Source organism: Mesorhizobium sp. M7A.F.Ca.CA.004.04.2.1 (genome assembly GCF_004022825.1).
Taxonomy (GTDB): Bacteria; Pseudomonadota; Alphaproteobacteria; order Rhizobiales; family Rhizobiaceae; genus Mesorhizobium.
In genome coordinates this window covers 1-3875 of sequence record NZ_RZPH01000576.1, presented here as the reverse complement: position 1 = coordinate 3875, position 3875 = coordinate 1, and the positions used below count along the sequence as shown (strand labels likewise).

Here is a 3875-nt window from a genome sequence, read left to right as displayed (position 1 = left end):
GTCGCGGCCGAAGCCCTGATCGAGCCGCACCGTGCCGGCCGCCCCGGCGCGCCGAAGGTGTTCTTTGAAAGCGTTGCCGTCTCGGACCGGCTGTTTGTGGAAACCATGTGCCGGGCGCTGCATCTCAGGAATTTCCGCAACATCGGCGTCGACGGGCTCGACCTGTTCTTCAACTACAACCCGTTGATCAACGACCATGCCGGGCGGGCATTGGCCGAGATTCGCCTGATGACCAGGCATCTCGGCGAGTTCGGCCTGGCGCCGGCCATGCTGGTCTGCGAAATCACCGAACAGGCGGCGGACGACGCGCTTCTCGTGCGGCTGGTGCGCGAGATGCGGCGCGACGGCATCCGCATCGCCATCGACGATTTCGGCACCGGGCACTCGACCGAGGAGCGGGTGAGCCTGCTCAAGCCCGACATCGTCAAGATCGACGGCACCTGGTTCGCGGAGTTCTGCCGCCACGCTGCCGCCGAACGGTTCTTCCGCCCGCTGGTTTCCAGCCTGCATGACCGCGGCGCCAAGGTGCTGGTCGAAGGCATCGAGCAGCCCACCCATCTGCGCGTCGCGCTCGAAGGCGGCGTCGACCTGCTGCAGGGTTTTCTCCTTGCCCGTCCGGCCTTGGCCGGCACGGTATTCGAGGAGAAACCGCTGGTCATCGATGCGCTGCTGGGCCGGGACAGCAAGGTCGTGCCCCTCTTTGGCTAGGGCATGTCGATATTCAGGTGATGCCGGCCTGCAAACGGCGGCTTCCTGCGCTTCCCTAGTTCTACTGCCACGCAGTAGAACTGAGCTCACGTACTTAAGTACGCTCCGCTCCGGTTCTCGGAACCCACCGTTTTCGGCTCGGCCTGACCTGAATCTCAACATGCCCTTCAACGGCCTCAGATTTTCGGCGATTCACATATCAGCGGCGCTGATCGTCGTACCAAAACAAATCATTGGTTGAGACCGCCGCCGCTGCGATAATCGCGCGGAGACAGTGCTCCGGGGAACAGCCATGATACTTTACGGCATGATCGACAGCGGCAATTGTTACAAGCCGCGCCTGCTGATGGCCAAGCTTGGCCTTGGCTTTACCAATGTCGAAGTGAGTTCGCACACCGGCGATACGCGCAAAGCCGACTTTGTCGCCAAGAATCCGAATGCTATGGTGCCGCTGCTCGAGTTCGACGATGGCCGGCGGCTGGCCGAATCCAACGCCATCCTGCTCTATCTCGCCGAAGGCACACGCTTCCTGCCGGCGGACAGGTATGAGCGTGGGCTTGCCTATCAATGGCTGTTCTTCGAGCAATACAGCCACGAGCCTTACATTGCCGTGCGCAAGGCGCTGCTGACCTTCCCCGAACGTGCTGGGGATGCGACCCCGGAGCGGCTGGCGGTGACGCTGGAGCGCGGCAACAAGGCGCTCGGCGTGATGAACAGGCATCTGGAAAACAATGCTTTCTTTTCCGGCAGCACGCTCAGCGTCGCCGACATCGCGCTCTATGCCTATACGCATACGGCGGAGCAGGGCGGCTTCCATCTCGACGCCTATCCGGCGGTGGCGGCCTGGCTTGGCCGAGTGGAAGCGGATCCGGGGCATGTGCCGATCGAGTGGATGGGGTAGTTTGTCCCGCGCCAGGTGGGCGGATGGGTAGCTACTTCAAGAGATGATCATAGTCCGCATGGGTGCCGATCCAGAACCAGATCACATCATCGTTGGTGCGGGTGGCAACAGCCCGGTAATTGTCGTCAACTCGCGCAGACCAGTAGCGTCCGACCTGTTTGAAATGCAGCGAGGGATCAAAAGGGTGGGAGCGGAGTCTTTCAAAACGCCTGTCCGCTTTTGCTCTGATCGCCGATGGCAGTTTTTCGTAAGCCTCCCAGAACGATGGGGAGGCGACGTGATTCACAGAGGCCGCGTCCGACCAGCGCGATGGTCCGTCAGTGCCTGTTCGGCAAGCTTATCCAATCGGCCGGCTTTCGCATCGGCCTCGATCTGCCGATCCCACATATCCTCCCGAAGCGCTTCGAACCAGGCAGCAAACGCCTTCAGTTCTTCAGGGCTCAGTTCCGCAACGGATTTTTCAATTTGCTCAAGCTTGGTCATGGCCGAATGATACCACTACTAGGCTAAAAGTACCACCGGTGGGACTGTAGCGCCCGTTGCAGCACCTAACCCCAGACAGCAAAAAGGCGGGATTAAATCCCGCCTTCCATGCTTGGTAGCCTGATCGGGAACGTCCGGTCCGGGCTGGCAGCTATCTGCTGATCCAGCTTGTCGGGTCTTTCCGCTCCAGCGCGCTTCTCGCGCGACTGTCAGTACATCCGTGACTTGCCGCGCGCCCCGAGCTCTCGCCCGGCGCGCGCTATCGCAAAATCAGGCTGCCTTGCTCAGAGATCCAGCGGACGACTTGCCAGTGCGGCGGTCCTGCTCGATCTCGAAGTTGATCTTCTGGCCTTCGACCAGGGTCGACAGTCCAGCACGCTCGACAGCGGAGATGTGGACGAAAACGTCCGCGCCGCCCGCGTCAGGCTGAATGAAGCCGAAGCCCTTGGTGGCGTTGAACCACTTGACCGTTCCAGTTGCCATTTAGATAGTCCTTCACATTTGCTTTAGATTGACCAGACCGAGGTCCAGCCGGTGTGCATCGAGATTTTGGAGATAGACGTCAGCAAACGCGATTATCGCGAGGCCCGGATCGATCGGCCGAAATATCAATGGAAGGCATATAGGCTGCTTTCGCACGAAAAACAAGACTGCGTGAGAAAGCCGTGATGAGGGCGCCGCCCAATGGCCGCCCCAATCGCGTGAGAGCGTCGCGATGATCGGAGCCTGTGGGCGCTCGATCCACACCCGCTTGGGAGGGGATCTTGGGGGAGAGGACCATGAAAATCATTCTGCTTGCCGCCTGCCTCACGCTTGTCGCCGCCCAGGCGCAGGCGATCTCGCGCTACGACCCGACGCGTATGGGTTGCGGCAAGGTTCAGGGGACGATCGCCCGGCAAGGGGCCGTCATCCTGCGCTACCAGTCGAAGCGGGTGCCTAGACTGCCGCTCTACGACCGCTATGTGCAGAGCCAGCGATTCTGCAGCATGGGCGAGGTGAGGACACGGGCCTACGTGCCGAGCGCCGACACAAAGTCCTGCCCGGTCTACAACTGCAAGCGGCCGGACAATGACCGGCATTTCCGCCGGCGGTTCTTCCACAACAACTAGGCACCTGCCTACAACAATTAGGCACCTGCCTACATCAGAACCCGAACGACACCTGCGCTGGTGGCGGGGGGCCGACGCGCACGCCTTCCATGGCCAGCATCTTCTCCTTGGTGATCGATCCGCCGGGCGCCGAGAAGCCGCCGATCTTGCCGCCGGCGGCAAGAATGCGATGGCAAGGGATGACCAGCGGCACCGGATTTGAGCCAAGGGCGGCCCCGGTTTCGCGGGCGAGCCCGGCATGGCCGGCGGTTTTGGCCAGCTCGCCATAGGTGGTGGTTTCGCCGAAGGAGAGTTTTCGCGCCGCGTCGTAAATGGCGAGGCGGAAATCGTCGACGCCGTCGAGATCGACCGGCACGGCGGAGAAATCGATGTCCTCGCCCGCCGCATAGGCCTTGATCGCCGCGATCAGCTCGACCACCCATGGCGGCTGCGCCGTGGCACTGGAAACGCCGCCATGGCGCAGCAGGCGCCGCTCCACCGCTTCGCGGCTGCGTTCGGGCAGGCAGAGCCGGATCAGGCCCTTTTCGCTCCACGCAATGCCCATGAAACCGATCACTGTTTCTAACACTGCGTGGCCGGCCGTGATCGAAGCTGTCGTGACCATGATGCGTTCCTTCCCGCAAAGTGGCGAAATCCGGGATTGGTCCCAGTACATATGCGGAACAATATGGCAT

Annotated in this window: 7 protein-coding genes; 3 read left to right on the top strand and 4 right to left on the bottom strand. The window is 61.6% G+C overall.

What is annotated here, in order from left to right; translation table 11 throughout:
• Both EN893_RS22935 and EN893_RS22930 read left to right on the top strand, forming a co-directional pair.
• On the top strand, positions 1–708 hold a 708-nt coding region (locus EN893_RS22935; RefSeq protein WP_164901035.1), incomplete at its 5' end, for an EAL domain-containing protein.
• A gap of 292 nt (positions 709–1000) precedes the next feature.
• Positions 1001–1609, top strand: a complete 609-nt coding sequence (locus EN893_RS22930; RefSeq protein WP_127270429.1) for a glutathione S-transferase family protein — start codon at positions 1001–1003, stop codon at positions 1607–1609.
• A gap of 31 nt (positions 1610–1640) precedes the next feature.
• Here the strand turns inward: EN893_RS22930 and EN893_RS22925 are convergent, their stop codons facing one another.
• The 3 genes from EN893_RS22925 to EN893_RS22915 all read right to left on the bottom strand — a co-directional run bounded on the left by EN893_RS22925 (position 1641) and on the right by EN893_RS22915 (position 2575).
• On the bottom strand, positions 1641–1895 hold the full coding sequence (locus tag EN893_RS22925) for a hypothetical protein (protein WP_127270430.1): 255 nt from the start codon (positions 1893–1895) through the stop codon (positions 1641–1643).
• On the bottom strand, positions 1892–2092 hold the full coding sequence (locus EN893_RS22920; protein ID WP_027039317.1) for a hypothetical protein: 201 nt from the start codon (positions 2090–2092) through the stop codon (positions 1892–1894). The genes EN893_RS22925 and EN893_RS22920 overlap by 4 nt, the downstream gene beginning before the upstream one ends.
• A 270-nt stretch (positions 2093–2362) precedes the next feature.
• Positions 2363–2575, bottom strand: coding sequence for a cold-shock protein (locus tag EN893_RS22915; RefSeq protein ID WP_010910991.1), 213 nt, complete (start codon positions 2573–2575; stop codon positions 2363–2365).
• Between the two features lie 296 nt (positions 2576–2871).
• Here EN893_RS22915 and EN893_RS22910 point away from each other — a divergent pair, with 296 nt between their 5' ends.
• Positions 2872–3201 carry a hypothetical protein gene (locus EN893_RS22910; RefSeq protein ID WP_127270431.1) on the top strand — a complete coding sequence of 110 codons (330 nt, stop codon included), beginning with the start codon at positions 2872–2874 and terminating at the stop codon, positions 3199–3201.
• Between the two features lie 34 nt (positions 3202–3235).
• Here the strand turns inward: EN893_RS22910 and EN893_RS22905 are convergent, their stop codons facing one another.
• Positions 3236–3805 carry a methylated-DNA--[protein]-cysteine S-methyltransferase gene (locus tag EN893_RS22905; protein ID WP_127270432.1) on the bottom strand — a complete coding sequence of 190 codons (570 nt, stop codon included), beginning with the start codon at positions 3803–3805 and terminating at the stop codon, positions 3236–3238.
• Positions 3806–3875 lie beyond the last annotated feature (70 nt).